Source organism: Psychrobacillus sp. NPDC058041, assembly GCF_042885655.1.
Classification (GTDB): Bacteria; Bacillota; Bacilli; order Bacillales_A; family Planococcaceae; genus Psychrobacillus.
Map to the genome: position 1 here is coordinate 222768 of NZ_JBHVRO010000003.1, position 26320 is coordinate 249087.

A 26320-nucleotide genomic window follows, 5' to 3' on the forward strand; every position below is an offset into this window, starting at 1 on the left:
TTAACACTCGTTATGCATCCAAAGGATTGTTCTATTCAAAATACTGTCCTTGAAGAAAAGGAGGTACAGTCACTTTTGTCATCCATGAAAATAAAAAAATATTTTTTTATTGACTGTCAGCAGAATTTTCTGTAATCTATCATAAATACTTGCGAATTGATTAATAATTTAGATTAATCTAGAAAGTTATGTTTGCAAATAATATTTTTTTATTCAATTAATTTCACCATTGGAGAAATTAATTGTGATGAGTAATTTTTTTAAGGGTATTTCTGTTTATATACGTGTAATTTTTAACACGGTGGTTAAAATTATTTTCTATTTATAGTTTGTATAGATACGAAAATATTTTATAGATTTACAAAAATAAAACGAACCAAGGGGATGGATATTGAAATGAGAAAGGCTAATTTTTGGAAGTTCCTATTTTTCGCTTTAATTTGTTCAATAGTAGTTGCTGGTTGTTCAAATGAAAAAAACGCAGGTAGCGAGACTGGGCAAACAGATAGTGGCAAAGGGAAAGCATCAAAAGACAAAGAAATTGTAATAGCAGTAAACGAAAACTTTATTTCGATGGATCCACATAACACTGGAGATACAAATTCTAATTCAGTTCAATCAGCAATGTTGGAAGGTTTATTGGGGTTTGATAAAGATGGATTAATAACACCTGTATTGGCTAAGGAGTATAGCGTTAGTGATGATGCGTTGGAATATACCTTTAAGTTGAATCAAGGGATTAAATTCCACGACGGTGAAGATTTTAATGCGGAAGCAGTTAAAGTGAACATTGAAAGAATTATGAATGATAAAAGTTTACGATTAAATAGTAGAGGATTTAATTTAATAACTAATATAGATATTTTAGGAGATTACGAAATTAAGTTTACTATAGAGAAACCTTATGGTCCTATGTTAACTAGATTCGGCGCGGCTAAAATGATTAGTCCAAAGTTAATAAAAGAAAACAGTGGTGCTATTCCAAAGAGTCCAGTAGGAACTGGTCCATTCAAATTTGTAGAATGGGTTCAAGGAGATCACTTAACAATTGAAAGATTTGATGACTATTGGAAAAAAGGCGAACGTGTAAAGAGAATAACATATAAACCAGTTCCAGAAAATGGTTCTCGCGTTGCGATGTTAAAAACAGGTGAGGCAAGTGTAATTTATCCATTGCCAGCGCAAAATCTTAAAGAACTTGAAGTAAATAAAGATGTTGTAGTTAGTAAGATTCCTTCAACAATAGCTCGGTATGTATCTATTAATACGATGAAAGAGCCGTTTAATGATGTTCGTGTTCGCCAAGCTCTAAATTACGCGGTAGACAAAAAGGCATATATTAATGTTGTTAACTCTGGTTTTGGTTTACCTTTAGACTCAATTATCCCTAGTAAAACAATTTATTATGTTAACCAAGGTGTATATGAGCAAAACATTGAAAAAGCAAAAGAACTACTGAAAGAAGCAGGATTTGAAAATGGATTTACTGCTGAAATTTGGGGTAATACAAACTCCGATACGATGAAAGGCATGCAATTTATTCAACAACAATTAAAAGAAATTGGGGTAAAAGTAGAGATTAAATCTATGGAAGAAGCGACACTGTCAGATGAAATCTATGGCGCACAAACGCCAGAAGATACAAAGTTACAAATGTGGTATGTGAGCTGGTCTGCTTATGCTTCTGATATAACAAATGCTACAAAACCATTATTTCATAGTGAATCTTTCCCTCCGAACGGTTCGAATACCGCTTATTACAAAAATACAGATGTGGATGAGTGGATCGATGCAGCTAATTCTACTGGTGATACTAGTAAGCAAGAAGAGTTGTATGAAAAAATTCAATCCACTGTTTACAAGGACTCACCTTGGATTTTCCTAGGTGTAGATGAACTGCTTGTTGGAACACGTGCAGATGTAGAGGGCATATATGTTGAAACTGGTGGAGGAATAAATGTAAGTAATGCAAATTATAAATAAAACGATGAAATAGAAATAATTAGGGCTTACAACTAAGATAGGGCGATATTATATAATCGCCCTACTATTATTAAAATCCTTACGGTTACTTATTTCATCGATTTACAATATTTACTTTTATCCACCTTTTATAGAGAGGGGAAATAATTCGTGTTTCAATATATTTTAAAAAGAATTATGGAAATGATACCACTGATTTTAGTTGTTTCCATTTTAACTTTTCTATTTATCCACTTAATTCCAGGTGATCCCGCTCGCTTAGTGGCTGGAAAGGATGCAACACTTGAAGATGTTACACGTGTGAGTATCGAAATGGGCTTAGATCAGCCGATATGGAAGCAGTACATAACATTTATGGGCAATTTATTGCAGGGGGATCTTGGAACTTCATTAAAAACTGGTTTACCGATTTCTAGTATGTTTGCAGACAGATTTATGCCTTCCATCTATTTGACACTTATAAGCTTAGGTTGGGCATTAGTCCTTGGTCTAATAATAGGAGCACTATCTGCTGTATTTAAAAATAAGTGGCCAGATTATGTAGGGATGGTTACAGCTGTATCTGGTATCTCATTACCAGGATTTTGGTTAGGTTTAATTCTTATCCAAATCTTCTCTGTACAACTAGGATGGTTTCCAACTGGTGGTGCAGAAGGATGGAAGAGTTATGTTTTGCCTTCCATAACATTGGGTGCAGGAATAATGTCAATGCTTGCGCGTTTTACAAGATCTTCTTTACTTGAAACGTTAAAAGCTGACTACATCCGAACTGGTCGAGCAAAAGGATTGAGAGAATATAGTGTACTTACAAACCATGCGTTAAGAAACTCGTTAATTCCTGTTGTAACAATTGCTGGATTACAATTTGGCTTCCTGTTAGGTGGATCGGTTGTTGTAGAAACTGTTTTTAGTTTTCCAGGAATGGGGCGTTTACTTATAGATTCGATAGCATTTAGAGATTACCCTGTTATTCAATCTGCAATATTGCTGTTTTCAATTGAATTCATTTTGGTGAACTTAGTGGTTGATATTTTATATAGTTTGCTAAATCCAAAAATCCAATATGAATCATAAAGGAGAGTAACTATGGTATTTACAAGTGCAGTAGGTGAGAAGAAACAAGTAGTTCCAAAAAAACAGTACTCACCTATTAGAGAATTTTGGATGAACTTCAAGCGTCAAAAGACTGCTTTCTGTGGAAGTATTTTTATCTTATTACTAATAATTGTTGCGATTCTGGGTCCTTCTATCGCTCCATACGACCCGTATCAACCAGATTATGATGTGATTTTACAAGGTCCGAGTAGTGAACATTTTTTAGGCACGGATGAATATGGTAGAGATATATTTAGTCGAATATTAGTGGGAACTAGAATTACATTAAGTGTAAGTATGTCATCTGTTCTATTAGGTGCTATTGTAGGTACTGTTTTAGGGGTAATTAGTGGGTATTTTGGTGGTTGGTTAGATCGAATTATTATGCGAACTAGTGACGTAATGTTCGCATTTCCAGACTTACTATTAGCCATTGCGATAGTTGCAATTTTAGGACCAGGATTAAATAACGTAATTATAGCGGTCTCTGTGTTTAGTGTCCCTTCGTTTGCAAGATTAGTAAGAGGCTCTACTTTGGTAGCCAAAGAAAATACGTTTGTAGAAGCAGCAAAATCAATGGGGGCACCACACAAACGAATTATGTTTAAACATATTTTCCCTGAAACAGTTAGTAGTTTAATCGTTTTTGTAACGATGCGAATTGGTGGGGCTATAATAGCAGCATCGAGCTTAAGTTTCCTAGGATTAGGGGCTAGTCCGGAAACACCTGATTGGGGAGCAATGCTTAGTATGGGGCGTGACTATTTAGGGACAGCTTCACACGTAGTAATGATGCCTGGTATCGCTATCTTTTTGACAGTTTTAGCATTCAACCTCATTGGGGATGGATTACGTGATGTCTTGGATCCTAAAACAAAGAACGAATAAGGGAGTTAGTAAAGGATGACTGAAAAACTACTTCAAGTTGAACAGCTTCAAACTGAATTTACGAAAGATAAGCAAAAAGTTAAAATCCTGCACGGTGTGAATTTTCATATAAACAAAGGGGAAGTTATTGGTTTAGTAGGTGAATCAGGGTGTGGTAAGAGTTTAACATCCCTTTCTATCATGAGGCTATTTCAAGGAACAAGTGGTGAAATTACAGGTGGGCATATTCAATTTAATGGTAAGGATTTAACAAGTTTAAATGACAACGAAATGCGGAAAATGCGTGGCAAACAAATTGCAATGATATTCCAGGAACCAATGACTTCTTTAAATCCAGTGATGAAAATAGGGGAGCAGTTGATGGAACCTATTCGAATTCACTTGAATTTGAACAGTAAGCAGGCAAAAGAGCACGTGATTGCTATGTTAACGAAAGTTGGGATTGCTCGTCCAGCTGAAATCATCAATGAATATCCACATCAATTATCAGGCGGGATGAGACAAAGAGTTATGATCGCTATGGCAATGTCTTGTAATCCTAATTTACTAATAGCGGATGAACCTACAACTGCGCTCGATGTAACGATTCAAGCGCAAATATTGGAATTGATGAAACAGCTTCAACAGCAAGAAAAAATGTCTATTTTATTGATAACACATGATTTAGGTATTGTTGCTGAAATGTGTGATCGAGTGGTGGTTATGTATGCGGGAAGAGTTGTCGAAGAAGCGAATGTATTTGATTTGTTTGAAGAACCAAAACATCCATATACTCGAGGACTCATTGGTTCTGTACCTAAAATTGGGGATAAAAGGGATAAATTAGATTCGATTAAAGGGAATGTACCAGACCCTAGCAATATGCCGATAGGATGTAAATTTGCGCCGAGATGTACACAAGTAATGCCAATTTGTTTGAAGGAAGAACCAACAAGTATCAGGCTAGAGAACGAGAGGCTATGTAGCTGTTGGCTTTACGATAATGAAAGGGGGGAAACAATTGTCTAATACGCTTCTCAAGGTAAAGGGGATTAAGAAAACATTTGAGATTCCAAATGGTATTTTAAAGAAGAAAAAACTACTAAAGGCTGTTAGCGGTGTAACCTTCGAAATTACAGAAGGGAAAACGTATAGTCTTGTAGGGGAAAGTGGTTGTGGAAAATCTACAACTGGTCGTCTGATCTCTCGTTTACTTACACCGAGTGAAGGTGAAATTTGGATAGATGGTGAAGAAATATCTCAAAAGAAAGAGTCACAACTAAAGGAAATGAGACAAAAGGTTCAAATGATTTTCCAAGATCCATATGCATCTTTAAATCCTAGGATGAAGGTGCGAGATATTATCGCTGAACCCCTTTTGATTCATACTAAGCTAGCTAAACAAGAGCAGGAAAGATTAGTTTCTGAGATTTTAAAAGTTGTGGGTTTAAATGAATCTCATGCGGACCGATATGCGCATGAATTTAGTGGAGGTCAACGTCAACGTATTGGAATTGCTCGTGCACTTATTATGAAACCACGATTAATTATTGCGGATGAACCTGTCTCTGCACTGGATGTTTCTATCCAATCTCAAATATTAAATCTATTAAAGGATTTACAAAATGAGTACAATATAACGTATTTATTTATCTCCCATGACTTAAGTGTGGTAGAGCATATTAGTGATTACATCGGTGTAATGTATTTAGGAACAATTGTTGAATCAGGGCCAAAGGATGCGATTTTCTCTAATCCGCAACATCCTTATACAAAGGCCTTATTATCTTCAGTGCCTATACCAGATCCTAAGTTAAGGAAAGAACGAATTATCCTAAAAGGGGATTTGCCGAGCCCAATGAATCCTCCAACAGGTTGTCCTTTCCATACACGTTGCCCGGTTAGTATGGAAATGTGCAAAACGATGGAACCTAAAGTTACTCAAGTGGCAGTAGACGATCATTTCGTTTCATGTCATTTGATAAACTCATAAATTTTAACATATATATCAAACTAGTAGCTTTAAAATGCAACATATTAAATTGAAGAGGTGAAGAGAATGAAAGTAGGTTTAAGTACATACAGCTTAGTAAAAGAATTAAGAGAAGGGACAATGACAGTTTTGGATGTCATCCAATGGATCGCAGACAATGGAGGGGAACATATGGAAATTGTTCCTTATGGCTTCACGGTTGTTGATAATGTGGAATTAGCTGATCAGATTAAAGCAAAAGCAGAATCTGTTGGAATAGAATTATCTGCATATTCATTGCCAGCAAATTTCGTACAAGAAACGGAAGAAGCGTTTGATGAAGAAGTAGCTCGTTTAAAGCAACATGTGGATATAGTGAATCGATTAGGCATCAAAATTATGCGTCATGATGTTACGGCTTTTACATTGCAACCTGAAGAGATGACAATTCAATATTTTGAGAAGCATTTCTCTAAAATGGTGAAAGGTAGTCAATTAATTGCGGACTATGCTACTCAATTCGGAATTACTACTACAATTGAAAATCATGGATTCAATGTCCAAACAAGCGATCGAGTGCAAAGCGTTATCCATGCGGTGAATCGAGATAACTTTAAAACTACTCTTGATGTTGGAAACTTCCTATGTATCGATGAAGATCCACTTGTAGGTGTGAAGAAAAATTTGAAGTATGCTGCAACGGTTCATTTTAAAGACTTTTATATCCGACCTTACTATGAAAATCCAGGTGACGGGGTATGGTTTAGAACGGTGAATGAAAACTATTTGCGCGGCGCTATTGTAGGACATGGTGACATTAATATTCGAGAAGTGATGAAATTAGTGAAAAACTCTGGTTATGATGGATATCTTACAGTTGAATTTGAAGGAATGGAAGATTGTAAAGTAGGTTCGAAAATCGGGATGGACAACGTAAGAAGATTCTGGAACGAAGTAAAAAACTAAAAAAAATTTATAAGCATTAAGGGGATTTAAAAATGAAAAATCTAAAAGTTTGTATAATTGGAACAGGATCAATCTCAGATTTTCATTTCAAGTCATATGCAAATAATCCAGAGGTTACACTTCACGGTGTCTTTGATTATGTGACGGAAAGAGCTGCGCAAAAAGCGGAACAATATGGTATTCCTCAAGTGTACCAAAGTTTAAATGAAGTATTTGAAGATCCAGAGATCGATGCAGTAAGTATTTGTACATGGAACAATACACATGCAGAAATTTCTATCGCAGCTCTTAATGGTGGAAAACATGTTCTTGTTGAAAAACCTTTGTCTTTAAATGTAGAAGAAGCACTTAGGGTTCAAGAAGCTGTTGAAAAGTCTGGAAAAGTTTTTCAAGTAGGCTTTGTGAGAAGATTTGCAACGAATACTAAAGTTTTAAAATCATTTATCGATACTGATAAGCTGGGGGAAATTTACTATGCAAAAGCCTCTTGCTTAAGACGTATAGGAAATCCTGGCGGCTGGTTTGCTGATAAAGAAAGATCTGGTGGCGGTCCACTTATTGATTTAGGTGTTCACGTAATAGATATTTGTTGGTACTTAATGGGACGACCAAAAGTAAAATCGATTTCGGGAAATACTTATAATAACTTAGGTAATAGAGGGAATGTTGAAAATTTAAGATTTTATAAAGCAGCTGACTATGATAAATCAAAAAATACAGTAGAAGATTTAGCAAATGCACTTATTACTTTTGAAAATGGGGCTTCTTTGTCAGTGGATGTATCCTTTACTTTACATGCCAAAAAGGATGATATTAGCGTGAAGCTTTTTGGAACAAAGGGTGGAGCTGAATTAGAACCTGAATTGGTAATCGTAAGTGAAGAAAATAATACGATTTTAAATATACATCCACAAATAGATAATTTATCTTTTGACTTTGAAAATGCATTCCAAAGCGAAATTGATTCTTTTGTAAATTGCTGTTTAACTGGAGAGAAATCAGTCGCTCCAATTGAAGATGGTGTAGAGATCATGAAAATTTTGGAAGGCATTTATGAAGCTGCGGAAAAAAAGTGTGAGGTGACATTTCCGTAATGGATTTACAAGTGAAATTATCCAACAAGATTGGTGTAATTGTAGATAGTCTTAAGTTGCCTCTTTATGATGGCTTGAAAAAAGTGAAGGAAATAGGAGCAGATGGTGTTCAGATCTATGCAGTAGATGGAACAATGGCACCGGAAAATATGAGCCCTCAAGCTCGTAAAGAGTTAAGAAATTTTCTTGATTCAATTGGATTAGAAATTTCAGCTCTTTGCGGAGATTTAGGAGGACATGGCTTTCAGGATGCAGTTCTCAATGAAGAAAAAGTTGAAAAATCGAAGCGTATTTTAGATTTAGCGGTAGATTTGGGAACAAATATAGTTACGACTCATATTGGAATCATACCTGAAAATCAAAATAGCAATATCTACGAGGCAATGCAAATTGCATGCGAGGAACTAGGTGTATATGCGAAAAGTCTCGATGCTTTTTTTGCAATTGAAACTGGTCCCGAAACAGCGAGCAGACTAAAACAGTTTTTAGACAGTCTTAGCACAAATGGTGTTTCTGTTAACTTTGATCCAGCTAATATGGTAATGGTGACAGGAGACGATCCAGTAGCTGGGGTAAAGTTGCTAAAGGATTATATTGTTCATACACATGTAAAAGATGGAGTTCAAATAAAAGCGGTTGATCCAAAAGATGTTTATGGCTTTTTAGGTTATGGGGGAGGGGTAGACCATGAGAAAATTGCAGAAATGGTTTCCTCTGGAGCATACTTTAGAGAAACGCCATTAGGACATGGGAAAGTGGATTTTCTAAACTATTTTAATGCATTGAAAGAAATAAATTATGATGGTTACTTAACGATTGAACGAGAAGTAAATATTGATCCTGTTAAAGACATTGCAGATGCAGTGAAGTATATTCAACAGTTTAAACACTAGTTTTATAACAAAGTCAGTTTTCTAGAAAAGAGACGAAGCCTATCTGTGAGAAATGCAGTATAGGCTTCTCCTTATAGATTAAAAGTTCGTTGTGCATTATGATGAAATTAGCATACCATTACTAATTGAAAAGAAAAATAATTCATGTTTTTTGGTATGTAAATAATGCGTGGATAGATTGGTTAAAAGCTAATCTTCCTAAAAAGAAGGTTAAATGATGGAAAAACAAGACCAAATTTTAATGAAGAAACAAAATAAAACATTCGTATTAGACTTAATCAAAAATATGGCGCCTATCTCTAGAATGGAAATTTCCAAAATAACGAAGATGAGTCCGACATCTATCACTCGAATTGTTGGAGAGTTGCAGGAACAAGGGTTTGTAAAGGAAACCAAATTAGTTACTTCAGGAGTTGGGAGAAAGGCTGTCTTACTGGATGTTTGTGGAGATGTTTTATTCACAATCGGGGTAGAATTGGATAAGTCCGTATTGAAAATTGGTATTGTAAATTACCTAGGTGAAATGATTAATTTGCAAACCTATGAAAGAAATCCCTTAGAGCCTTATGAAGTTACAGTTCAAAATATTGACAGTAAAGTAAAAAGTATTATCGAGCTAAATGCAATTCCCATGGATAAAATTATTGGATTAGCTGTGGGGTTACCTGGTTCTATTGATTATGAGAATGGTATTGTGAGAGTTGCAGAGCAATTGAGATGGAGAAATGTTCATCTTAGCCGTGATTTAAGTGAATTAACTTCATTAAATGTAGTAATAGATAATGAATTAAAAATGAAAATTATTGCTGAAAACACTGTAGGAAAAGCAAAGGATTCTAAAAGCACCATTTTAGTTGGTATTGGTTCAGGTATTGGTTCAGCAATTCTTCTGAATGGGGAAGTTCATCGTGGAGAATCTAATAACGCTGGAGAAATAGGACACACTGTTATCGATCCAAATGGAAACGTATGTAATTGTGGAAAATTTGGTTGCTTATGTACGTATATTTCAGAGGGTGCCATACTTGCTGATGCAAAAAAGATGAAGGATGTTTCTTCAATAGATGATGTGTTCACGGCGTTTAGAGACGGGGAGTCGTGGGCACTCAATATTTTGGATCGTACTGCGACTTATATTGCTTTAGCTATTAGTAATCTTGCGTGTTTATACGAACCGGAATGCATTATATTAAGCGGAAATTTAATTGATAAAATGCCCGAAATTAAACAACAAATTGAAGAAAAATGTGAAAGGTATATGTGGGAGCCGATTAAAAAGAACTTGCGCATAGTCCATTCTAGTTTAGGGAGTCAAGGTGTTGTACTTGGAGCAGCTATCCAAGCGCAGAATTCGTTAATTGATTTAAATTAATGCCAGCTTTTACCTTGGCTAAGTTTCCGGTTAGTTTAAGAAAATGTATGAAAACTAGAAAGGGTGACTCTAAAAGTAGTTAATAAACGACTTTTTTGGTTCATCCTTTTTTTTATAGAAATAGAAGAAAAGGATATTGGGAAGTGGAGATGGTGGTATGTATGTATTAGGAATTGATGGGGGAGGCACGAAAACTTCCGCTATTATTGCAGATGAAAACGGTAATATTTACAGTAAACTAATAGCAGGACGAAGTAATCCAACTGCCATGTCAAAGCAAGAATTTGAGATAGTGATACGAGATTTACTACTTAATATTCAAAATCAAAATCCAAATGTATTTAGTGAGTTAGTCTGTTGTTACGCTGGTATGGCCGGAGTAGGAGAAGGCAACTACGATAGTGTGCTACAGAATATACTTCAGCGATACTTGCCATCAAAGACCGAGGTATTAATTGCAAATGATGCCGTTAATGCCTTATTTTCGGGAACATTAGGCAGTGAAGGAATTGTGCAAATCGCTGGGACAGGTGCTATAACTGTAGGTATTAACGAGCAAAAAGAATTGTTTCGTTCTGCGGGATGGGGATACATATTTGATGACGAGGGAAGTGGTTATGACATAGGAATAGGGGTAACAAAGGCTGTTTTTAAAGCGTATGATGGGAGAGGATTAGCAACTTCGTTAACGGAAAGATTGAAAAGTCACTTTGGTGTCAGTTCTATTCCAGACATAATAGAAAAAGTGTATGGAGACGCTCATCCTAGGTCGGTTATTGCTCCATTAAGTGTATATGCAGTAGAGGAAGCCTTAAATAAAGACGAAATTGCACAAGCAATCATTCAAAAAGCATGTGAGAATTTATTTATTTCTATTAAAGCTTGTCATAGCAAAATGAATTTAAAAGAGAAAGAAACAATGGTTGTTTTATCGGGTGGGGTATTTTCAGAAGTAGAATTGTTTATTCCGAGATTTGAAGAGTTAGCGAAGCAGTCAAATATTAATGTTACATTTAAAAAGCCACTGATTCCACCAGTTGGAGGTGCAATCATTGCTGGACTAAATTCTCGAAATGTCCCAATTAGTTCAGTATTTGTAAGGAATTTTGCCGAACAATACAAAAGCGATTGTCAAGTGGGTGAATAATGTGACTGAGATTTTAGTGCAAAATATTCGAATTGCTTTAGAAAATGGCCAAGTAATCCATGGGGAAATATTAATTAGGAATGGAAAGATCGTGCAAATTGCAAAGGAACCTAACCAATATTATCAGGGTAAGAGGTTGGATGGACAGGCATTGTTGGCACTTCCAGGTTTTATTGATATACATATTCACGGTGCTATGGGAGCAGATTTCATGGATGGTGAAGAGGAAGCTACAAGGAGAGTTGCAGAGTACTTACCTAAAGAAGGGACGACCTCTTTCCTAGTGACAACGATGACGCAAGCACCTGGATCTATTCAAAAAGCAATTGAGATAAACACGAAAGTTCGTTCAAATTCTAAGGGAGCTGAAATGCTCGGGTTTCATTTAGAAGGACCTTTTATTAATAAAGAGTTTGCAGGTGCACAGCCAGTAGATTATATTTGTAATCCATCCAAGTCCACCATTAAAGAATGGTTTGGAGAACAGTTGGAGCATTTGAAAATAGTGACATTGGCCCCTGAAAAAGATGCGAATTATGATGTTACTCGTTATTTGTCCGATAACGGCATTATTGTTTCAGCAGGCCATACAAAAGCAACATTGTTGGATATCACTGAGGCAATGGAGAATGGGTTAACTCAATTAACACATTATGGAAACGCAATGAGTGGACTCCACCACCGTGAAATTGGTGTTGTTGGTGCAGGTCTTTTAAATGCACATCTTTTTTGTGAAGTCATTGCAGATGGAGTCCACCTGTCAGATGATATGCTAAAGCTTATTTATAAGATCATTGGTCCAGATCGAATGATATTGATTACTGATTCGATGCGTGCGAAAGGTATGCCAAATGGTAAATATACATTAGGAAATCAAGAGGTAACGATTAATGGAAACGAAGCTAGATTGGAAAATGGTGTACTCGCTGGTAGCGTTTTAAAAATGAATGAAGCATTAAAGAGAATCTATCGTTTGGTACATCCACCTGTAGAAGATTTAGTGAAAATGTCCTCTTCCAATGCTGCACATCGTTTAGGTATCTTTGAACGTAAAGGAAGTATTAAAGTTGGTAAAGATGCAGATATTGTCCTTTTAAATGACGAGTTTGAGGTAATATATACATTTTGTAAAGGTGAATTAGTATACTCTGCAAATTCATAAAAGAAAGGTTTACGAGCTAAATGATTGAACAGAAAGCGATAAAGTGGATGAAAGTGAGCTCTTATGAAGAAATGAGTAAGGTCGCGTGCTCGATATTTGTTAAGCAATTACAATATAAACCTAACAGTGTATTAGGATTTGCAACTGGTGGTAGCCCAGTTGGTTTTTATAAAGAGATGGTGAAAAGCTATCAAGAAGGGGAAATCTCATTAGACCAAGTGAGGTCTTTTAACTTGGATGAATATATTGGCATACCTTTTAATAGTCCTGCTAGCTACTATTCCTATATGGTAGAAAATCTTTTTCGGCATGTGAATATTCCAAAAGAAAGCTACCATCTGCCGGATGGTAATGCAATTGATTTGAAAGAAGAATGTTTGAGATACGATAAAAGCATTGAGGAAGCAGGTGGTATTGACATACAGCTATTAGGAATAGGCGTAAATGGTCATATAGCCTTTAATGAGCCTGGAACTTCATTCGAATCTCTAACTAATATTGTAAATCTGACAGAATCTACACGCATCGAAAATGCTCGATACTTTGAAAGTTTAGAAGATGTACCAACACAAGCAATTACTATGGGTATTCAATCGATTATGAATGCCAAAGAAATTGTACTAATAGCCTTCGGAGATAAAAAAGTAAATAGTATAAAACAGTTACGTGGCGGTAAAATTACAGAGGATTTTCCAGCGAGTCAATTGTTAAAGCATCCGAATCTTACAGTTATTTATGGTAGTGAAGGATAAGAAAAAACACATGAGGTAGGGGGATAATTAACAAAACAAAAAGCAGCCAAATTCGGCTGCTTTTTTCTTACTTAATATTTCTTTCCATATGTTCAAATGAATAAAGTAGGCTAAACTTCTGAATTCCTCTAGCATGTTCAATGCTGTTCTTAGCTTCATTTTGAAATGCTTCAATATCCCCTTGTTCATTAGCGATAATTGCTTCAATCGCATATGGCATCCAACCAGTCGGCAGGTTTTCTTTTAATCTCCTTGCATCCTCAAAATTTCCCTTTAATACTTCTACATAGGCAATGTTATAAGTACGTAGGGGTTCCTTGCTAATTTGCTTTGCCAGTTGTTCTATTTTCGAAACGTTATTTTCATAATATGCAAGATTCGTCTTATACACTTCTTGTAAATAGCGATTCTTATGTTTATGTAATATGGCTTGAATTGCTTCGATAATTTTTTCAGTATCACCAGTTTTTATAGCAAGCACATAAGCAAAAATGGGCTTTCGTTTATTTTCTTCTAAAAAACGTTCAATCCGTTTTAAATTATTGGATTTATATACAGTGTAAAACTGAGGTAGGAATAAGATCAATAGGAATAACAAAAGTATACTGGGATAAATGATCAAAATTGGCAAATTAAATCCGAGCATTACAATAGTACTGGCTACTCCTATTAAAATAACTGATATTTTATAACTTATTTTCATGATAAACTCCTTCTTACTTATCATATATCAAATCCTTAGTGAACTCTACAGTTGTGTTCCACCAACGAACATCGTATAATAAAATAGTTAAAAACATCATTAAATCAACGTTTTTTTGATATAGTATGTTCTCTCCAAAAACACATTTGTTTTCGAAAGGAAGAAAATGATATGAAAAAGATTATGGTTACCGGAGCTTTAGGGCAAATTGGTTCTGAATTAATTACAAAACTTCGCAAAGAATACGGTACTGAAAATGTACTGGCAACGGATATTAGAAATATTTCATCAGAAGTATCAGAAAGCGGTCCTTTTGAACTTTTGGATGTGACTGATGGAGAGAAAATGCATCAGATTGCCAAAGATTTTGGTGCAGATACGATGATGCATATGGCTGCTCTTTTATCAGCAACTGCAGAAGCGAAACCTTTACTTGCTTGGAATTTAAACATGGGTGGACTTGTAAATGCATTAGAAGCTTCCCGTGAATTAAACATGCAATTTTTTACACCAAGCTCAATTGGAGCATTTGGACCATCTACACCTAAAAAGAATACACCACAAGATACGCTTCAACGTCCGACAACTATGTACGGAGTTAATAAGGTTTCTGGTGAACTTCTTTGTGACTATTACTTTCAAAAATTTGAATTAGATACTCGTGGAGTTCGCTTTCCTGGATTGATTTCTAATGAGACATTGCCTGGTGGGGGAACAACGGATTATGCGGTAGATATCTATTATAAAGCTTTAGCGGAAGGGAAGTATACTTCGTACATTGCGGAAGGAACGTATATGGATATGATGTATATGCCAGATGCCCTTCAAGCAATTGTAGACTTAATGGAAGCAGATCCTTCTAAACTTATTCATCGAAATGCATTTAATGTTACGGCAATGAGCTTCGAGCCAGAGCAAATTGCAGCATCTATAAAAAAAGTAATTCCAACGTTTACGATGGATTATGATGTGGATCCAGTTCGCCAAACAATTGCAAATAGCTGGCCAGATTCAATTGATGCTACAGCTGCCAAAGAAGAGTGGGGCTTCACGTATAAATATGATCTAGATACAATGACAAAAGATATGCTTGAAAAATTAGCAGCAAAAAATTAACTTGCATAAAAACAGCTGACACTAGAAAAGGTGTCAGCTGTTTGAATACAAAAGGTTTTGGGGATGTCCAACATTCCCGAAACCTTTTTAATTTTTTATACATTTTTCCTTTTCAATCTGTAAATGTTTTGTCATCAGCGCGGTACACACTCTGATTAATAGATAGAGGAAAAAGACGTGAGACTTCTGCGGAAGAACGGACCAGCGAGCCCCCCGCACGAAGCGTGAAAAAGGAAGGAAGGTTAATGGCGCCTCCTCCTGAGGCAACGCCTTCATGACCAACATCGTGTTGGCCCAGGAGGCTCGAAGGTTCGTCTGCGAAAAGCGAGTGTCTTTTTCCGTGCGCAACTATCGCAATTATCGGGAATGAAATAAGCGTACGCAATAAGAAAATAACAAGTAAATCTATAAAGTTCACTGGTATTTTCGAACCAAGTAGCAATATTGGAAAGTCCGTAGTATTACAGTATGTTCAATTATTCGAAGTCTTTGCTGAAGTCATACGTGTAAAATCGTTCGAAGTTAAGCCAATTTTCTGCTTCCGGCTCTCCATCCGCTAGACGTTTGTCCATTTCCTGTAACATCCAAGCTGTTTGTGAAATATGTGCTCTCATCGAACCCATTTTTTCTTCACGGGAATCTTTAATATTATGAATAATATCTGGTTCACCGAGTTCTTCTTTCGAATTATTCGAAAATGCAAGAGCATAAATAGTCGGACGGTTTTCTTCCGGCATACGACGGATTGCCCGAATCATGGCGCGACCAGTTGCATCATGATCAGGATGAACTGCATAGTTTGGATAAAATGTAATAACAAGAGAAGGATTTGTATCTTCTATTAAATTCTCCATCATGCCAACCATTTTTTCATCATCTTCAAATTCAATCGTTTTATCACGAAGTCCCATCATTCGAAGATCTGTAACACCCATAGATTTGGCAGATGCTAGTAGCTCTTGTTTTCGAATTTGAGGAAGTGTTTCACGAGTTGCAAAAGGAGGGTTCCCTAAGTTTCTTCCCATTTCTCCTAAAGTTAAGCATGCATATGTTACAGGAATTCCTTGTTTTATATAAGTAGCAATCGTGCCAGAAACACCGAAAGCCTCGTCATCTGGGTGAGGGAATACAACTAATACATGTCGTTCCATTGGTAAAGTCATTTATTTTTCCTCCTTAATAAGTAAATGGTGTTCTACTAATTTCAAGTGCCACCGCTAATTTTCCGCTTTGATCGTGGCCTGCCATTAGTAATCGACCATGCTCGTCTAATTCAAAATGAGTAATACCTTGCGCGTATACCCAACCATGAGGCAATTTTAACCCAACACGATGTGGAGATTCACCAGCCACTTTTCCAAGTTCATAACGAATCAGTACATTGCGAATAAAGGCACCCGCATTAAACACATTTTCATTAAAATGGGTTGCATAAGCACCGTTCGTTGTTTCTAAATGTATATAAACATCCTCGTTTGCAAAATTATTCAAAAGCTCTTGTAACCGTTCAACTTTAACAAGTTCCATCTCTATATCCTCCTAGCATACTGTCTATTATTAGTATAATGAAAAAAAGTCTTTGAAGCGAATGATTGAACTACTAACGCCAAATAACAAAAAAACGCAAAGCCAATAGAGACTTTGCGAGTGAATTCTTAAACTGTAGTTGCAGTTACTTTTGGAGCTCCGAATTTTCCTTTTGCACCGTGTAGTACTGGTCCAACATATTGATTTAGCTTCCAACCATGTGCAATTGCAGCAGAAACGAATTCTTTTGCTTCAAATACAGCATCTGAAACTGTAAAACCATTTGCTAAGTTAGCAGTAACGGCAGCAGCAAAAGTACATCCTGCACCGTGGTTATATGTTGTATCTGTTTTTTCTGTTTCAAGTAACGTATGAGTTTTTCCATCGTAGAATAAATCTACTGCTTTATCATGCGCTAGTTGTTTTCCACCTTTGATGACAACATTTTTTGCGCCAAGTGCATGAATTTTTTCAGCAGCAGCTTTCATATCTTCTATTGTTTTCAATATTCCAAGACCTGAAAGTTGTCCAGCTTCGAAAAGGTTAGGAGTGACAACTTGTGCACGTGGAAGTAAGTATTTGATCATTGCGTCTACAGTACCTGGATTAAGAACTTCATCTTCTCCCTTACATACCATCACTGGGTCAATTACAACATTGCTCACGCCTGCTTCTTCGATAATATTACCAGCTGTTTCGATAATTTCTTCCGTACTTAACATACCCGTTTTAATTGCATCTACATTTGTAGATAACGCTGTTTTTGCTTGACGTTTAATCTCTTCTACTGGAAGAGAAAATACATTATGGCTCCACCCATTGTCTGGATCCATTGTTGCAACAACCGTTAAAACATTCATACCGTAAGTTCCGTGTTCTTGGAAAGTTTTTAAATCTGCTTGTATTCCAGCTCCACCAGAAGTATCTGATCCAGCAATTGTTAATGTTTTTTTAATAGACATGTCAAAATATCTCCTTTTTTGCAACCTTTAATATATCTCATTGTATCAGATTGAGGTAAATTTTTGAATTACGGAAGCTTTGGAGCAATCCATAATTTAATCAAAACAAATAATAAAATAAACGCAATGAAAATAGTAATAATGGAACCAATAATAATGCCATTTGTAAATAAAGAAAATGCTAAAAAGAGAAGAAAGCCTATCAATAGAATAGTTCCTATCGTGAAACAGCCAATTCCTAAAGTCTTAGCTTTATCTGGAATCTCGTTAGAAGTTGTAGCTGCTTTCTCTATCGTTTTCAACTTTTCGCGATAATGTAAATCTGCCATTTGCACATCCCCTTTTTTTCATCGTACCATGTATCGAATAGTTGTTAATAGAGAAACTTTTCGTTACTGTTAACGTAGTAGAATGAGAGGGAAAGAGGGATGACATGCGTAATAACGATAAAATTCGTGAGATGGAAAAATTACTAGAAGAATTAAAAGCACAAAATGAAACAGCCGCTACAATTGCAGAAACTCCTTTCAAAAGAGGATTTGGATTTTGGAAAGTACGCCGTATTTTATATAAACTAGGATTTAAATCTTTCTTTGCGATTGCACTAATTGTTCTTCTACTTCTAGCAGCATTACCATTTGCTGCTTTTTGGGCAATAAAAGGAAGTACATATACGGAACACAAAGGTTCGTTTGTTGAGCAAGTACAAGCTCTCAATGAGTTATCAACAGCTCAAGCATTTACAAAAGTAATTATTGAACGACAAGATAATGCATTATTTGGAAAAGAAATTGGTATTGATTTACCTGGAACGAAGAGACAGCTTTTAGTTGTAGTGCCTGGTTCAGTGAGGGCCGGAGTCGATTTTTCGCAAGTGACAGAGTCTGATATAAAAGTAGACGAGAAGAATAAAACAGCGAAGCTTACATTGCCCAAGGCGCAATTTTTAGGTGGTCCAGAGATTTTATTCGATAAAGTAGAAGTATTTTCATATGAAGGATTATTTCGTGAAAAAGCGGATATTAAAGAAGCATATGACCTAGCAGAAACTGCAAAAGAAATGATGATCGAGGAGACTACTGGGCAAGGGTTATTGCAAATAGCAGAAGCAAACGCAGCAAAATCTGTGAAAGAAATGTTCCAATTAGTAGACTATGACGTACAGGTACAATTTAAGGAGTGATGCATAGTGTTGAGTTGGGAAGAGATTCTAGAAGAAGAACGAAGAAAAGCATATTTTATGAAGTTAAAAGCATTTTTAGATAAAGAATATGCAGAACAAACGATTTATCCAGAACGAACTGATATTGGAAATGCCTTTCGTTCTACACCTTTCGATAAAGTGAAAGTGGTGATTCTTGGTCAAGATCCATATCACGGAGAAGGACAAGCGCATGGAATGAGCTTCTCCGTTAAGCCAGGAGTACCAATTCCTCCTAGCTTACGCAATATGTTTAATGAACTTTCGGACGATATGGGTTGTCCAACACCTACAAGTGGATATTTGGAACGCTGGGCAGAGCAGGGTGTTTTATTGTTAAATACGGTATTAACTGTTCGGAAAAGTGAGGCCAATTCCCATAAAGGAATGGGCTGGGAAACGTTTACGGATACAGTAATTAAAAAGTTATCAGAACGAGAAAATCCCATTATTTTTGTTTTATGGGGAAAACCTGCACAAGCGAAAAAGAAGTTAATCGATACAAGTAAACATGCAATTTTAGAAGCCCCACATCCGAGCCCGTTAAGTGCACATAGAGGTTTTTTAGGGAGCAAGCCATATTCTAAAATAAATGCACAACTAGATGCATGGGGAGAGACGCCAATCGATTTTTGTCTGTAATTATGCTACTATATGGAATGGAAAGTGGGGGAGTGCAATGGCTGTGAATTGTTTTAAATGCCGACACTTTTTTACTACATGGGATGCCAGTAATCCTCGTGGTTGTAAGGCTTATGGATTTAAAACAAAAGAGCTTCCATCCACAATAGTAAAACGTACCTCTAACATGGACTGTTTAAAATTCGAACCAAAGCAAGTGGAGGGGCATAAAAGATGATTTCAAATGAACAAATTTTAAATCAAATTGAAAAACAAATACATAAAGCGAAAATGGAAACTAATGGACAGACTACACGAGAGGTATTTGCTGCCATTCGTGCATTATGTGATGTAGTATTGGATTCTACTGCATCAGTCAATCCCATCCAGTCAACACCAGTAATCGCGACACAACCAATAACAATAAAAGAAAACGATGCCAACGGTGAATCATTATTTGATTTTTGATCTTATTCAATAGCTAACGCAGAAAGTGGGAGAGTTTAGTGAAATTTTTTATTATTGCAGGAGCGATTAATGGGTTTTTATCTGTAGCACTAGGCGCATTTGGTGCACACGCTTTAAAAGAACGACTATCTGAAAAGTATTTAGCCATATGGGAAACAGCAGTTCAATATCAAATGTTTCATGCACTTGCGTTAATTGCAATTGGCATTCTAATGAGCAGTAAATTACTCGGACATGTCACTTCCTTGAATACAGCAGGATATTTAATCCTAGTCGGAATCGTTTTATTCTCTGGAAGCCTATACGTATTAAGTTTAACAGGAGTCGGAATTTTAGGTGCTATCACTCCAATCGGAGGCGTTGCGTTTTTAGTAGGATGGATCTTACTAATCGTTGCAGCAGCAAAATTTGCGAACTAATAGTTGATCAGACCAAATCTATAATAGATTTGGTCTTTTTTTGTGAGAAAATTGCTATCTTATAAATGTTTGTTGAAATTGTTTTCTATACGGCACTTCGAGACTAAATGCTATGTAGACGAGACCTATTTGCTCGTAAGCGAGACCAATTTATACTAATTCGCAACCAATTAATTTACAACCGAGACCATTTCTCACAATAAAGAGTTAACTTTGTGTGAGACATTATAAATAAGCAAAGCTTCAGCTAATATGCCTGTAATTATTATCTATTAACAGTTAGTAACTGGCAGAACGAGACCAATTGCAACGTGAAAGCAACCAATTCACATGCAAGAGCAACCAAATAGAGGGAAAGAGCAACCAATTCATCTACAACCGAGACCATTTCTCACAATAAAGAGTTAACTCTGTGTGAGATATTATATATAAGCAAAGCTTCAGCTAATATGCCTGTAATTATTATATATAAACAGTTAGTAACTGGCAGAGCGAGACCAGTTGCAACGTGAAAGCAACCAATTCACATGCAAGAGCAACCAAATAGGGGCAAAGAGCAACCAATTCATCTACAACCGAGACCATTTCTCACAACAAAGAGTTAACTCTGTGTGAGACATTATTTATAAGCAAAGCTTCAGCTAATATGCCTGTAATTATTATCTATTATCAGTTAGTAACTGGCAGAACGAGACCAATTGCAACGTGAAAGCAACCAATTCACATGCAAGAGCAACCAAATAGGGGGAAAGAGCAACCAATTCATCTACAACTGAGACCATTTCTCACAATAAAGAGTTAACTCTGTGTGAGATATTGTATATAAGCAAAGCTTTAGCTAATATGCCAGTAATTATTATCTATAAACAGTTAGTAACTGGCAGAGCGAGACCAGTTGCAACGTGAAAGCAACCAATTCACATCTAATCGGCATTAACTTTACAAAATAAGAGATTCATTTGCATAGGAACGAGACTAATTTATAAAAGGCTTATCCTCAATATCGGATAAGCCTTCTTTTCTCATAAGCCATAATTAATTTCTTCATCAAATGTTGCATAGTCAAAGTAAATCATTAGAATTAAGTATCTTTTACCGCTTTGATCACTAATAATAACGTGATCTCGGCCTGCAGCTTCAACATAACCTGTAATTACTTTGGAGTTATGTTCTTTGCTGTGCTCGAATGTAAAATAGAATGTGCCAAGCTTTCCTTTATTCATTCTCAAAATGTTTTCGACATAGGATTCTTCCTGGCGTCTTCTAGCAGCGGGTAGTTGAACGTTTGGTGGGGTCATTTGTTGTTGCTGTTGTTGTGGATAGCTTCCGGGGTACCAATAATATTGAACCATTCATACATCCTTTCTAAATTAAATGCTTGGGCAATCCTCAGCTGAAGGGGAGTAGAAGCAGTGTGCTTTAAAACGTCCAGTGTTCCATTGGTTAAACCACTGAGCAGGGCAATCTCCACCTGGGTCAAAAAACCATAAAGAACGCTCTCCAGGATGAAAACGTTCTCCGTTAATCACACGCCTTGCGAGTTTTCTATCACTCTCCCGTGCACGCTGATAAAAATACGATTTTGTTGTTGCTTCAAATCCACCGGGACTCTGAAAAACCATATCTTCCAAATTGTGGACATTTTTGAAGTCTAAGCAGTCAGCACGAACTCGGTTTACTCCAACATTTCCGACCAGTAGCATTCCAAGATCTCCATCACCTTCCGCTTCTGCACGCATTAATCTTGCAAGTAAATCCAATTCTTTCGCCGTAGAACGAACTACTGCCAATACATCACCTCCTACAATACACTATGCAATGAATTGGAACATAATACCCTAAAGCAATCAGGGCAAATAAAAAAGACTGCATTAAATGCAGTCAGATACTGATTAAATATTAAAAAACTCTCCACGTTTTTCGCCAGCAAGGATTGTCCCGATAAAGAAGGAACCGAATTCTGCATAGCGCGCACTTACTTCATCAAAACGCATTTCATAAACTAATTTCTTAAACTGAAGAACATCATCTGAGAATAAAGTTACGCCCCATTCGAAATCGTCGAAGCCAACTGAACCGGAAATGATTTGTTTTACTTTACCCGCATAGCCGCGACCAATTTTTCCGTGGCTCGCCATAAGTGCACGACGATCCTCCATTGAAAGCATATACCAGTTATCTTCGCCATTGCGACGTTTGTCCATTGGATAGAAGCAAATGTATTGTGAACGTTGAAGTTCTGGATATAAACGAGCACGTACATGTGGATTTTGATACGGATCTTCGTTGGATTCACCTGCTAAGTAGTTAGATAATTCAACTACGGAAACATAAGAATAAGCAGGGATGGTGAAGTCGGCAATCGTTAGTTTATTAAATTTAGCTTCTATTTCCTGAAGTTCGTCAATTGTTGGGCGCAATGTCATTAACATGAAGTCTGCTTTTTGGCCAACGATTGTGTAAAATGCATGTGCACCTGTTTTGGCATCATCTGCGTGTTGTAATTCATCTAAAAATGCGACAAATTCATCTGTTGCTTGTTTTCGAAGTTCTGGATCTATTTGTTTCCATGATGTCCAGTCCATTTGGCGGAAATCATGTAAAACGTACCAACCATCTAGTGTTATTGCTGCTTCATTCATTGAGGAAGACACTCCTTTTAATTAAAAATTTCGCATTTTTAGTGTATCATACAACCACCACTTTTTCCCGTTTTGCACGTATTTTCACATGACAATCTGTGACAAACTCGTGTATGCTTAAAATAGCGAGAACTTCAATAGGAGGGGCACATTTGGCTGATTTATTTCAAGAAATAAAACATAAGTTAAGCGGAGCCAATATAACTATTGTATTACCCGAAGGAACAGACGAGCGAATTATAAGAGCAGCTGAAAAGCTACAAGCTGAAAGAATTATTAAACCTATCGTAATTAGTTCTTCCAAGAACATTCCTAAAAATCTTACTGTTATGGACCCCGAAACATATGAAGAAATGGACAAGCTCGTGTCGGCATTGGTAGAGCGTCGCAAAGGGAAAATCACAGAGCTTGAAGCAAGAGAGCTTTTGAAAGACGTCAATTATTTCGGAACGATGCTTGTCTATACTGGAAAAGCAAACGGTTTAGTAAGTGGAGCAGCACATACTACAGCCGAAACTGTAAGACCTGCACTTCAAATAATCAAAACAAAACCAGGCATCACGAAAACGAGCGGTGCATTTATCATGGTAAAAAATGATCTTCGTTATGTATTTGCCGATTGTGCGATTACAATTGCTCCGACAAGTGAAGAATTAGCGGAAATAGCTGTGGAAAGTGCGAAAACTGCAGCTACCTTTGGAATAAAACCAGTAGTTGCCATGCTATCCTTTTCTACAAAAGGATCTGCACACTCAGAGGAAACAGAAAAAGTGGTGAACGCAACTAAACTAGCTAAAGAATTAGCACCATCGATTACAATTGAAGGTGAATTGCAATTTGATGCAAGCATTGTTCCAGCGATCGCTGCAAGTAAAGCACCAAATGGAGAAGTAAACGGAGATGCAAATGTTTTTGTATTTCCTTCATTAGATGCTGGGAATATTGGATACAAAATTGCGCAGCGTTTAGGTGGATTCGAAGCTATCGGACCCATCCTACAAGGTTTAAACGCGCCAATAAATGATTTGTCACGTGGTTGTACAGCAGAGGATGTATACAAACTAGTTTATATTACTGCAGCGCAAGCATTAGAATAGGGAGTTAAATAAATGTCTCAAATAGAATCTTTATTACAACAAAAAAGTTGGCGGTTTTGGGATCAATCGCTTAGTGGAAAAAGTCGATCCGCATTGGAATCGTTCGCTTCAGATGACCTACTCTGTCATTTAGTTGGACAAGGGCAATCCCCAGCAACGATTAGAACTTGGGTACACACGAACACCGTTGTATTGGGAATACAAGATCACCGACTACCATTTGTGGAAGATGCACAGGAGTTCTTACGTACACAAGGGTTTGCTCCTATTGTGCGCAATTCGGGAGGTCTTGCAGTAGTTTTAGATGATGGGGTGCTTAATGTTTCGATTGTTCTATCGGAAAATGAGCAGTCTATTGATATTTCTACTGGTTATGAAGTAATGCTAGAATTTGTAAGGATTTTATTTCCAGAAGCCGATGGGAAAATAGAAGCTTATGAAATTGTAGGTTCGTACTGTCCAGGTTCATATGATTTAAGTATTGGTGGAAAGAAATTTGCTGGAATTTCGCAACGTAGACTTCGACAAGGTATCGCAGTCCAAGTTTATTTATGCATTGAAGGCAGTGGAAGCGAGAGAGCAGATTTGATTCGCCAATTTTACGAAATAGGAGTTCAAGGTGAAAACACAAAGTTTAGTTATCCAGTAATTAACCCAAAAGTGATGGCCTCTTTGAATGAACTGCTTCATACAAATTTTACAGTCGAAGATATTGTCATACGAATCCAACAAATATTACAACATTTGTCTCCAAACGTAGTGTCCCAATCTGTTACACAAGATGAAATGGAACTCTATCAGTTTTATATGCAAAGGGTAGTAGATAGAAATAAAAAGATGCTCCAAAAAAAATAAAAACGCAAGCGCTATTATTGCCCTTACAGGCTGTATGCTTGCGCTTGAGTCTAGATAGAAAGATTTCGTATTTTTAACTTAAACCAAGGATTTCCAGTTGGAATCCTTATGCCACATAGACATATAACAAAATTCAGCAGGGATTGATTCCTGCTGAATGTTGTTAAATAGTTGGTGGTTCTTTTGATACTAAGTTGCCGTTTTTCTCCATTTGAAATACAGGTACAGATGGAATCTCTTCATCATTTAAAGTTACTAGTCGTCTTGCACGATTCATAATTTGGACGAATTGCTCGTAATCTTGTTTAATTGCAGCATTTTCTTTTTCTAGTTTTGCAAGTTCGCTTTCTAGTTTACGAATTTTTTCATTTGAGATAGTAGCCAAATGGCGATATCTCGAAATATCCGAATCGCTATGCTGTAATCGAACGAGGTATGCGATAATAATATCTATTGATAATGCAGAAACAGGAATAGAGGTTGTGCGTTCGCCGCTTTCAGCTGGTTTCGCTAAATAGATACCATTCCCTCTTCGTCTATAGTCTTTACCTAATATCCGAAGCTTTTCTTTTCGTTCTTTTTTTGCTTCTTTTAATTCTGCTTCGTATTGATGGCGAACGACAGCATTCCAGCGAAATCCACATGCAGCAGCTGTTCGATTTAATTCATCCCCAGCCTCTTCAAATGCATTTAATTGTGTGCTTCCTTCCCGAACGTGTCTTAGCACCATCTCTGCTAGCATTTCATCGTTTTCATCCATCCAAGCATCTTGTCTTATTTTTACCATTTTTGTCCTCCTACCATGTTCATAGTTTCGTTGTTCTATTAACATAATGGACAACTAACTGCTCTTTTATTCACTTAAAATACACTTGATAGCAATATAAGCTTTAAGATACAATGACCTGTAGACTATTACTATTAACGTGTTTCAGTGGAAGTCTCCTATTATAAAAGTGGTGAGATGGTGTCCAATGTCCAATAATGTGGAACTCTGGATGAGGTGCTGCCTCCTGTGGCAACGGCTATCGGACCTGAATTATCAGGTTTAAGCACAATTCAGAGTTTGGATACAATTACGCTGAAGCATTATTAATGAAGGAGTTGTAGAAATATGGGAAACCATTTTCGAGTTTGCGATGAATGCCAGGCAGTTAATTTAAAATCACTAATACCAAAGCTAAAGGCGATAGATCCGGAAGCAGAAATTGAAATAAAAGAATGCCAATCCTACTGCGGGCCAGGGCGAAAAAAGACGTTCGCATTTATTAATAATCGTCCAGTAGCAGCTCTTTCAGAAGACGAATTAATGGAAAAAGTACGTGCCAAACTAGAAAGGTAGGGAGTTCATTTATCCGAGCTACCATCTCCCGTGCGAAGAACAGCCGACAGTGTAATCAGAACTT

Annotated in this window: 29 protein-coding genes; 20 read left to right on the top strand and 9 right to left on the bottom strand. The window is 36.6% G+C overall.

All coding sequences use genetic code 11. The annotated features are described in order from the left end of the window. The first annotated feature begins 396 nt into the window (after nucleotides 1–396). From ACFVR1_RS06205 to nagB, 12 genes are all read left to right on the top strand, one after another. On the top strand, nucleotides 397–1983 hold the full coding sequence (locus tag ACFVR1_RS06205) for a glutathione ABC transporter substrate-binding protein (protein ID WP_387581759.1): 1587 nt from the start codon (nucleotides 397–399) through the stop codon (nucleotides 1981–1983). Nucleotides 1984–2133: 150 nt separating this feature from the next. Beyond that, nucleotides 2134–3057 (top strand): ABC transporter permease subunit, encoded by a 924-nt coding sequence (locus ACFVR1_RS06210; RefSeq protein WP_387581761.1) that lies wholly within the window; start codon nucleotides 2134–2136, stop codon nucleotides 3055–3057. 12 nt (nucleotides 3058–3069) lie between these two features. After that, nucleotides 3070–3966 carry an ABC transporter permease gene (locus ACFVR1_RS06215; RefSeq protein ID WP_387581764.1) on the top strand — a complete coding sequence of 299 codons (897 nt, stop codon included), beginning with the start codon at nucleotides 3070–3072 and terminating at the stop codon, nucleotides 3964–3966. A gap of 15 nt (nucleotides 3967–3981) precedes the next feature. Next, nucleotides 3982–4974, top strand: coding sequence for an ABC transporter ATP-binding protein (locus tag ACFVR1_RS06220; RefSeq protein WP_387581766.1), 993 nt, complete (start codon nucleotides 3982–3984; stop codon nucleotides 4972–4974). Continuing rightward, nucleotides 4967–5938, top strand: a complete 972-nt coding sequence (locus ACFVR1_RS06225; RefSeq protein ID WP_387581768.1) for an ABC transporter ATP-binding protein — start codon at nucleotides 4967–4969, stop codon at nucleotides 5936–5938. Before ACFVR1_RS06220 ends, ACFVR1_RS06225 begins: the two co-directional genes overlap by 8 nt. 66 nt (nucleotides 5939–6004) lie before the next feature. Next, a complete protein-coding gene (locus tag ACFVR1_RS06230) occupies nucleotides 6005–6883 on the top strand; it encodes a sugar phosphate isomerase/epimerase family protein (protein WP_387581771.1) in 879 nt (292 codons plus the stop codon). A gap of 32 nt (nucleotides 6884–6915) precedes the next feature. Then, entirely contained in the window at nucleotides 6916–7977 is a 1062-nt protein-coding gene (locus ACFVR1_RS06235) for a Gfo/Idh/MocA family protein (protein WP_387581774.1), read from the top strand. Beyond that, the gene (locus tag ACFVR1_RS06240; protein ID WP_387581776.1) at nucleotides 7977–8870 is read left to right on the top strand and encodes a sugar phosphate isomerase/epimerase family protein; all 894 of its coding nucleotides are present in this window, start codon (nucleotides 7977–7979) and stop codon (nucleotides 8868–8870) included. Before ACFVR1_RS06235 ends, ACFVR1_RS06240 begins: the two co-directional genes overlap by 1 nt. Before the next feature lie 217 nt (nucleotides 8871–9087). Further along, nucleotides 9088–10242 (top strand): ROK family transcriptional regulator, encoded by a 1155-nt coding sequence (locus ACFVR1_RS06245; RefSeq protein ID WP_387581778.1) that lies wholly within the window; start codon nucleotides 9088–9090, stop codon nucleotides 10240–10242. Between the two features lie 157 nt (nucleotides 10243–10399). After that, complete coding sequence (locus tag ACFVR1_RS06250; protein WP_387581780.1) at nucleotides 10400–11389, top strand: N-acetylglucosamine kinase; 990 nt, start codon at nucleotides 10400–10402, stop codon at nucleotides 11387–11389. A gap of 1 nt (nucleotide 11390) precedes the next feature. Beyond that, nucleotides 11391–12551: an N-acetylglucosamine-6-phosphate deacetylase gene (gene nagA, locus ACFVR1_RS06255; protein WP_387581783.1), complete on the top strand. Its 1161-nt coding sequence runs from the start codon at nucleotides 11391–11393 to the stop codon at nucleotides 12549–12551. A 38-nt stretch (nucleotides 12552–12589) separates the two neighbouring features. Next, the gene (gene nagB, locus ACFVR1_RS06260; RefSeq protein ID WP_387582427.1) at nucleotides 12590–13303 is read left to right on the top strand and encodes a glucosamine-6-phosphate deaminase; all 714 of its coding nucleotides are present in this window, start codon (nucleotides 12590–12592) and stop codon (nucleotides 13301–13303) included. 67 nt (nucleotides 13304–13370) lie between these two features. Here the strand turns inward: nagB and ACFVR1_RS06265 are convergent, their stop codons facing one another. Next, nucleotides 13371–14006: a hypothetical protein gene (locus tag ACFVR1_RS06265; RefSeq protein WP_387581785.1), complete on the bottom strand. Its 636-nt coding sequence runs from the start codon at nucleotides 14004–14006 to the stop codon at nucleotides 13371–13373. A 171-nt stretch (nucleotides 14007–14177) separates the two neighbouring features. On the opposite strand from ACFVR1_RS06265, the gene ACFVR1_RS06270 reads away from it, so the two are divergent. Continuing rightward, a complete protein-coding gene (locus ACFVR1_RS06270) occupies nucleotides 14178–15122 on the top strand; it encodes an L-threonine 3-dehydrogenase (protein ID WP_387581787.1) in 945 nt (314 codons plus the stop codon). A gap of 476 nt (nucleotides 15123–15598) precedes the next feature. Here ACFVR1_RS06270 and bshB2 read toward each other — a convergent pair whose 3' ends face one another. The 4 genes from bshB2 to ACFVR1_RS06290 form a co-directional block, all read right to left on the bottom strand. After that, nucleotides 15599–16285 (bottom strand): bacillithiol biosynthesis deacetylase BshB2, encoded by a 687-nt coding sequence (gene bshB2 / locus ACFVR1_RS06275; protein ID WP_387581790.1) that lies wholly within the window; start codon nucleotides 16283–16285, stop codon nucleotides 15599–15601. 13 nt (nucleotides 16286–16298) lie between these two features. Then, nucleotides 16299–16649, bottom strand: a complete 351-nt coding sequence (locus tag ACFVR1_RS06280; protein WP_387581792.1) for a YojF family protein — start codon at nucleotides 16647–16649, stop codon at nucleotides 16299–16301. 128 nt (nucleotides 16650–16777) lie between these two features. Beyond that, entirely contained in the window at nucleotides 16778–17611 is an 834-nt protein-coding gene (gene thiD / locus ACFVR1_RS06285; protein ID WP_387581795.1) for a bifunctional hydroxymethylpyrimidine kinase/phosphomethylpyrimidine kinase, read from the bottom strand. 68 nt (nucleotides 17612–17679) lie between these two features. Continuing rightward, the gene (locus tag ACFVR1_RS06290) at nucleotides 17680–17940 is read right to left on the bottom strand and encodes a hypothetical protein (RefSeq protein ID WP_387581798.1); all 261 of its coding nucleotides are present in this window, start codon (nucleotides 17938–17940) and stop codon (nucleotides 17680–17682) included. Between the two features lie 104 nt (nucleotides 17941–18044). Here ACFVR1_RS06290 and ACFVR1_RS06295 point away from each other — a divergent pair, with 104 nt between their 5' ends. From ACFVR1_RS06295 to ACFVR1_RS06310, 4 genes are all read left to right on the top strand, one after another. Further along, nucleotides 18045–18794 carry a DUF4230 domain-containing protein gene (locus ACFVR1_RS06295; protein WP_387581801.1) on the top strand — a complete coding sequence of 250 codons (750 nt, stop codon included), beginning with the start codon at nucleotides 18045–18047 and terminating at the stop codon, nucleotides 18792–18794. Nucleotides 18795–18797: 3 nt separating this feature from the next. After that, the gene (locus tag ACFVR1_RS06300; RefSeq protein ID WP_387582429.1) at nucleotides 18798–19454 is read left to right on the top strand and encodes a uracil-DNA glycosylase; all 657 of its coding nucleotides are present in this window, start codon (nucleotides 18798–18800) and stop codon (nucleotides 19452–19454) included. Between the two features lie 213 nt (nucleotides 19455–19667). After that, a complete protein-coding gene (locus ACFVR1_RS06305; RefSeq protein WP_387581804.1) occupies nucleotides 19668–19901 on the top strand; it encodes a YwdI family protein in 234 nt (77 codons plus the stop codon). A gap of 38 nt (nucleotides 19902–19939) precedes the next feature. Further along, nucleotides 19940–20320: a DUF423 domain-containing protein gene (locus tag ACFVR1_RS06310; protein WP_387581806.1), complete on the top strand. Its 381-nt coding sequence runs from the start codon at nucleotides 19940–19942 to the stop codon at nucleotides 20318–20320. A 1022-nt stretch (nucleotides 20321–21342) separates the two neighbouring features. Here ACFVR1_RS06310 and gerQ read toward each other — a convergent pair. From gerQ to hemQ, 3 genes are all read right to left on the bottom strand, one after another. Then, nucleotides 21343–21672: a spore coat protein GerQ gene (gene gerQ / locus ACFVR1_RS06315; RefSeq protein WP_387581808.1), complete on the bottom strand. Its 330-nt coding sequence runs from the start codon at nucleotides 21670–21672 to the stop codon at nucleotides 21343–21345. Between the two features lie 18 nt (nucleotides 21673–21690). Further along, nucleotides 21691–22059 carry a cell wall hydrolase gene (locus ACFVR1_RS06320; RefSeq protein WP_387582431.1) on the bottom strand — a complete coding sequence of 123 codons (369 nt, stop codon included), beginning with the start codon at nucleotides 22057–22059 and terminating at the stop codon, nucleotides 21691–21693. A gap of 153 nt (nucleotides 22060–22212) precedes the next feature. Beyond that, nucleotides 22213–22962, bottom strand: coding sequence for a hydrogen peroxide-dependent heme synthase (gene hemQ / locus ACFVR1_RS06325; RefSeq protein ID WP_387581811.1), 750 nt, complete (start codon nucleotides 22960–22962; stop codon nucleotides 22213–22215). A 152-nt stretch (nucleotides 22963–23114) separates the two neighbouring features. Between hemQ and pta the strand changes: the two genes are divergently transcribed. Next, entirely contained in the window at nucleotides 23115–24059 is a 945-nt protein-coding gene (gene pta, locus ACFVR1_RS06330) for a phosphate acetyltransferase (RefSeq protein ID WP_387581813.1), read from the top strand. Nucleotides 24060–24071: 12 nt separating this feature from the next. Then, nucleotides 24072–24914 carry an octanoyl-[GcvH]:protein N-octanoyltransferase gene (lipL, locus tag ACFVR1_RS06335; RefSeq protein ID WP_387581815.1) on the top strand — a complete coding sequence of 281 codons (843 nt, stop codon included), beginning with the start codon at nucleotides 24072–24074 and terminating at the stop codon, nucleotides 24912–24914. A gap of 163 nt (nucleotides 24915–25077) precedes the next feature. Here the strand turns inward: lipL and ACFVR1_RS06340 are convergent, their stop codons facing one another. Next, nucleotides 25078–25701: an RsfA family transcriptional regulator gene (locus tag ACFVR1_RS06340; protein ID WP_387581818.1), complete on the bottom strand. Its 624-nt coding sequence runs from the start codon at nucleotides 25699–25701 to the stop codon at nucleotides 25078–25080. A 327-nt stretch (nucleotides 25702–26028) separates the two neighbouring features. Here ACFVR1_RS06340 and ACFVR1_RS06345 point away from each other — a divergent pair, with 327 nt between their 5' ends. After that, nucleotides 26029–26256, top strand: coding sequence for a YuzB family protein (locus ACFVR1_RS06345; protein ID WP_387581821.1), 228 nt, complete (start codon nucleotides 26029–26031; stop codon nucleotides 26254–26256). Nucleotides 26257–26320: the final 64 nt, after the last annotated feature.

Excerpts from the sequence above, each read along its gene's own strand:
- ACFVR1_RS06205 (WP_387581759.1), top strand. The coding sequence starts at position 397 with ATGAGAAAGGCTAATTTTTGGAAGTTCCTATTTTTCGCTTTAATTTGT.
- ACFVR1_RS06215 (WP_387581764.1), top strand. The coding sequence starts at position 3,070 with ATGGTATTTACAAGTGCAGTAGGTGAGAAGAAACAAGTAGTTCCAAAA.
- ACFVR1_RS06220 (WP_387581766.1), top strand. The coding sequence starts at position 3,982 with ATGACTGAAAAACTACTTCAAGTTGAACAGCTTCAAACTGAATTTACG.
- ACFVR1_RS06230 (WP_387581771.1), top strand. The coding sequence starts at position 6,005 with ATGAAAGTAGGTTTAAGTACATACAGCTTAGTAAAAGAATTAAGAGAA.
- ACFVR1_RS06235 (WP_387581774.1), top strand. The coding sequence starts at position 6,916 with ATGAAAAATCTAAAAGTTTGTATAATTGGAACAGGATCAATCTCAGAT.
- ACFVR1_RS06240 (WP_387581776.1), top strand. The coding sequence starts at position 7,977 with ATGGATTTACAAGTGAAATTATCCAACAAGATTGGTGTAATTGTAGAT.
- ACFVR1_RS06245 (WP_387581778.1), top strand. The coding sequence starts at position 9,088 with ATGGAAAAACAAGACCAAATTTTAATGAAGAAACAAAATAAAACATTC.
- ACFVR1_RS06250 (WP_387581780.1), top strand. The coding sequence starts at position 10,400 with ATGTATGTATTAGGAATTGATGGGGGAGGCACGAAAACTTCCGCTATT.
- ACFVR1_RS06265 (WP_387581785.1), bottom strand. The coding sequence starts at position 14,006 with ATGAAAATAAGTTATAAAATATCAGTTATTTTAATAGGAGTAGCCAGT.
- ACFVR1_RS06270 (WP_387581787.1), top strand. The coding sequence starts at position 14,178 with ATGAAAAAGATTATGGTTACCGGAGCTTTAGGGCAAATTGGTTCTGAA.
- bshB2 (WP_387581790.1), bottom strand. The coding sequence starts at position 16,285 with ATGACTTTACCAATGGAACGACATGTATTAGTTGTATTCCCTCACCCA.
- ACFVR1_RS06280 (WP_387581792.1), bottom strand. The coding sequence starts at position 16,649 with ATGGAACTTGTTAAAGTTGAACGGTTACAAGAGCTTTTGAATAATTTT.
- thiD (WP_387581795.1), bottom strand. The coding sequence starts at position 17,611 with ATGTCTATTAAAAAAACATTAACAATTGCTGGATCAGATACTTCTGGT.
- ACFVR1_RS06290 (WP_387581798.1), bottom strand. The coding sequence starts at position 17,940 with ATGGCAGATTTACATTATCGCGAAAAGTTGAAAACGATAGAGAAAGCA.
- ACFVR1_RS06295 (WP_387581801.1), top strand. The coding sequence starts at position 18,045 with ATGCGTAATAACGATAAAATTCGTGAGATGGAAAAATTACTAGAAGAA.
- ACFVR1_RS06305 (WP_387581804.1), top strand. The coding sequence starts at position 19,668 with ATGATTTCAAATGAACAAATTTTAAATCAAATTGAAAAACAAATACAT.
- gerQ (WP_387581808.1), bottom strand. The coding sequence starts at position 21,672 with ATGGTTCAATATTATTGGTACCCCGGAAGCTATCCACAACAACAGCAA.
- ACFVR1_RS06320 (WP_387582431.1), bottom strand. The coding sequence starts at position 22,059 with ATGCGTGCAGAAGCGGAAGGTGATGGAGATCTTGGAATGCTACTGGTC.
- hemQ (WP_387581811.1), bottom strand. The coding sequence starts at position 22,962 with ATGAATGAAGCAGCAATAACACTAGATGGTTGGTACGTTTTACATGAT.
- lipL (WP_387581815.1), top strand. The coding sequence starts at position 24,072 with ATGTCTCAAATAGAATCTTTATTACAACAAAAAAGTTGGCGGTTTTGG.
- ACFVR1_RS06340 (WP_387581818.1), bottom strand. The coding sequence starts at position 25,701 with ATGGTAAAAATAAGACAAGATGCTTGGATGGATGAAAACGATGAAATG.
- ACFVR1_RS06345 (WP_387581821.1), top strand. The coding sequence starts at position 26,029 with ATGGGAAACCATTTTCGAGTTTGCGATGAATGCCAGGCAGTTAATTTA.